The organism is Moorena sp. SIO3I6 (assembly GCF_010672095.1).
Genome location: NZ_JAAHHU010000469.1, coordinates 1 through 3,332, shown reverse-complemented (window position 1 = coordinate 3,332; position 3,332 = coordinate 1). Strand labels below are relative to the sequence as shown.

The window sequence follows — 3,332 nt, the reverse complement described above, 5'->3', positions numbered from 1 at the left end:
GGTCATCTCGCCAGCCATAACGTTTCATAATCATTTATGCCCACCTATTGTGATTGCAGGATTTACACGAATATCCTATCAAGCTACTTCTGTCAAACATTTTGATTGATGACACGCCCTAGGTTGAATGACAATCAATTCCAACCGACTCAATTCGACGAATTAGTGATTAATCTAGATGGAGGCAGTGCCACCCTCCGCAACCGCACCCAATTTATCAAGGGCATGGTTGAATGGTCTCGGGCAATTGCAACCCGCATCCGCGTAAAGTACTACCCTCCCTATCACAGCAAGTACAATCCGATTGAGCGGTGTTGGGCTGCGTTGGAGAACTATTGGAATGGCGCAATTTATGACTCGGTTGAAGCTGTTGTCCAATGGGCTACAAACATGAGTTGTAACGGCTGCACACCAACAGTACATATATTGGACACCATCTATGAAAAAGGGTTGAGACCTAAACCCCAAGGAATTGGAATCCTATCAACTTTCAAGGTGTCGTTCTGACACATTACCCAAATGGGATATTACAATTGTCCCGACGAATATGGGTATCTTATTTTATTGCAAGTCCCCCATTGGGAATCCCGACCATGTATGACCGCGCATTACAGGCACTAACTAAACAGGCATGTTTAACCTGAATGGGAAGCACGCTTTGAACCCAATTCATACGGATTCAGACCAGGACGCTCCTGTCACGATGCGATTGAAGCAATATTCACAGGCATCAACCAAAAACCTAAATGGGTACTAGATGCCGACATTGCCAAATGTTTCGATAAAATCAACCATAATGCACTTCTGACAAAATTGAATACTTATCCATCCTTAAGACGATTAATCAAGTCTTGGTTAAAAGCTGGTGTGATGGATAATGGGACATTCTCACCTACAGAAGAGGGCACTCCACAAGGCGGAGTCATATCTCCCCTTCTGGCAAATATAGCTCTTCACGGCATGGAAAAAAGGATTAAACAATTCGCAGAAACTATGAAGGGAAGTAAATCCAAGAATAGGAATGCATTAAATTTAGTCCGATATGCAGATGACTTTGTCATAATGCATAAAGACCATTACGTGGTAAAAGAATGTCAAAGAATCATCAATATATGGTTGAATGACATGGGTTTGGAATTAAAATCAAGTAAGACCAGGATTACCCATACATTTGAAGGATTTGACTTCCTCGGATTCAATATCCGTCAATATCAGGTTGGTAAAAACCAGTCAAAACAAGGTTTTAAGACCATCATCAAACCATCATTGGAAAAAGTTCTAGAGCATTACAGGCAGCTCGCCAAAGTTATCGACCAATACAGAGCTGCCCCGCAGACGGCTCTAATCAGCCGACTAAAACCCATTATAAGAGGATGGTGTAATTACTATAGTTCAGTCTGTAGTAAGGAAACCTTCAATACATTAGGGCATATGCTATGGAAAAAACTCCGAAGATGGGGATATAGGAGGCATCCCAAGAAATCGAAATCCTGGGTAATCAAGAAATATTGGGGAACCATCGGGAAAGACAACTGGATGTTCATGACCGGGAAAGATAATTACTTGCCCAAACATGCCAAAACACCTATTGTTCGGCACAGAAAAGTCAAAGAAACCAGAAGTCCCTACGATGGCGATTTAATCTACTGGAGTCTCAGAATGGGTAAACATCCCGAAAATACCATTCAGAAGGCAAAACTTTTGAAAAGGCAAAAAGGGAAATGCTCCCACTGTGGTCTTACCTTTAGGGATGGAGACAAATTGGAAATGCATCACATCTTACCACGCGCTAATGGTGGAACTAACAAAGATGAAAATCTGGAATTACTACACCTTCATTGCCACGATGCCAAACACGGGACAAAAGTCAACGCCTTAGAGTTAGATGAAAACCCGTTAATGAGGTACCAATGACAATGGTTCCGTTTGATGAGGAGCCGTATGATGCGTGCATTGTCACGTACGGTTCTGAAGACGAGTCAGTGGGGTGACTCACTGGCTTAGTTTAATAAGGGAAAGCTTTTAGAACGGCTTGAAGGGTTTGAAGTTACCGTAAGATAGTGGAGCCTTTATAGTTGGTAGGTTATGCGTAAAAGGTTGAAGTCTGTTGTAGTAAGGCTCCACTATCTAAGGTTTCGTTTCCGGAAATGCGCTGATTGTGGTCTTACTTTCAAGGATGGAGATTTATTGGAAATACATCATATATTACCGCGCGCTAATGGTGGAAGCAACAAGGATGAAAATCTGGAATTATTACACCTACATTGCCACGATGCCAAACACGGAACTAAAGTTAACCCCAACGAGTTAGATGAGAATCCGTTTTAGAGGTACCACTGTCAAGGATAAGTCCTATGATGAGGAGCGGTATGATGCGTGCATTGTCACGTACGGTTCTGAAGACGAGTCAGTGGGGTGACTCACTGACTTAGTTTAATCACAATACTGCGATTCGGCGTTCGCGAAGCGTGGCCTTCGGCCTCAGCCGACGCTACGCGAACAATATCCTAAAGAGAGCTTTGAGTACGGTGGGGTTTGAAGTTACCGTAAGTAGAGGGTCGCCTTTACAGGGGACTGGCTATGAGAAAAAGGGTCAAAACTTATTAACTAAGGCGACCCTCTACTAAGGTTTCGTTTCCGGCACACCGGAACTTGGATTGACCGTAGGTCACACTACGCGAACGTCGATCCGAACGCTCGGGGAGAGGCGGCCTCTACTCTTCTTGGCTCTGGCCTGGAAGAGCCACGCTGCCTCGTTGAACCAAGAATCCCCGCGCCTTTAGGCCGGGGAGTGTCAAATCGCCTGTATGTATAATAGTATTGGTAAGTAAACTGCCCTAGTGAGTAAAAGCCAAGACTTACCTGGTAGCAGAGCTTAGAAAATCTGTCAAAACCCCTGACTCTCCTGGTAAAAAATCCAATCAATATGGTAGACGGCAAAGTAGAAATCAGCTCCTTCGGGGCGAGGGAAGTAGCCTTGGTAGTAGACAAACCTACTACCGGAGTAAGTCCTTTTAACTCAGGATTGTCTGCCTGACGCACTCAGAACTATTTTCAAGTGAGATGACTGGAATCTACACTGCCGATGAATTACAACAGCTGATGACCCAGGAGTCAGAGCGATGGCGACCTCTGGTATTTACTAATGGCTGTTTTGATATACTACACATTGGTCATGTGCGTTACTTAAAGATTGCCAAATCCTTGGGTTCAGCTCTAGTGGTCGGGCTAAATAGTGATCAATCAGTAAACCGCATTAAACCATCACAGCCAGGATATCCTCCCCGACCACTGGTTCCTGAAATACAGAGGGCAGAAATTCTGGCAACTCT

The 3,332-nt window shown here is 44.1% G+C and carries 4 protein-coding genes and 1 pseudogene; all 5 read left to right on the top strand.

Translation table 11 applies throughout. The annotated features are described in order from the left end of the window. Window positions 1–108 precede the first annotated feature (108 nt). Window positions 109–507, top strand: coding sequence for a transposase (locus F6K49_RS38070; protein WP_293031197.1), 399 nt, complete (start codon window positions 109–111; stop codon window positions 505–507). A gap of 68 nt (window positions 508–575) precedes the next feature. Continuing rightward, window positions 576–2,004: pseudogene (ltrA, locus tag F6K49_RS38065) on the top strand (group II intron reverse transcriptase/maturase); the annotation flags it as partial. Between the two features lie 81 nt (window positions 2,005–2,085). Then, window positions 2,086–2,328, top strand: a complete 243-nt coding sequence (locus F6K49_RS38060) for an HNH endonuclease signature motif containing protein (protein WP_081431350.1) — start codon at window positions 2,086–2,088, stop codon at window positions 2,326–2,328. A gap of 140 nt (window positions 2,329–2,468) precedes the next feature. Further along, window positions 2,469–2,627, top strand: coding sequence for a hypothetical protein (locus tag F6K49_RS38055; protein ID WP_293105436.1), 159 nt, complete (start codon window positions 2,469–2,471; stop codon window positions 2,625–2,627). A gap of 436 nt (window positions 2,628–3,063) precedes the next feature. Next, on the top strand, window positions 3,064–3,332 hold a 269-nt coding region (locus tag F6K49_RS38050; protein WP_293105433.1), incomplete at its 3' end, for an adenylyltransferase/cytidyltransferase family protein.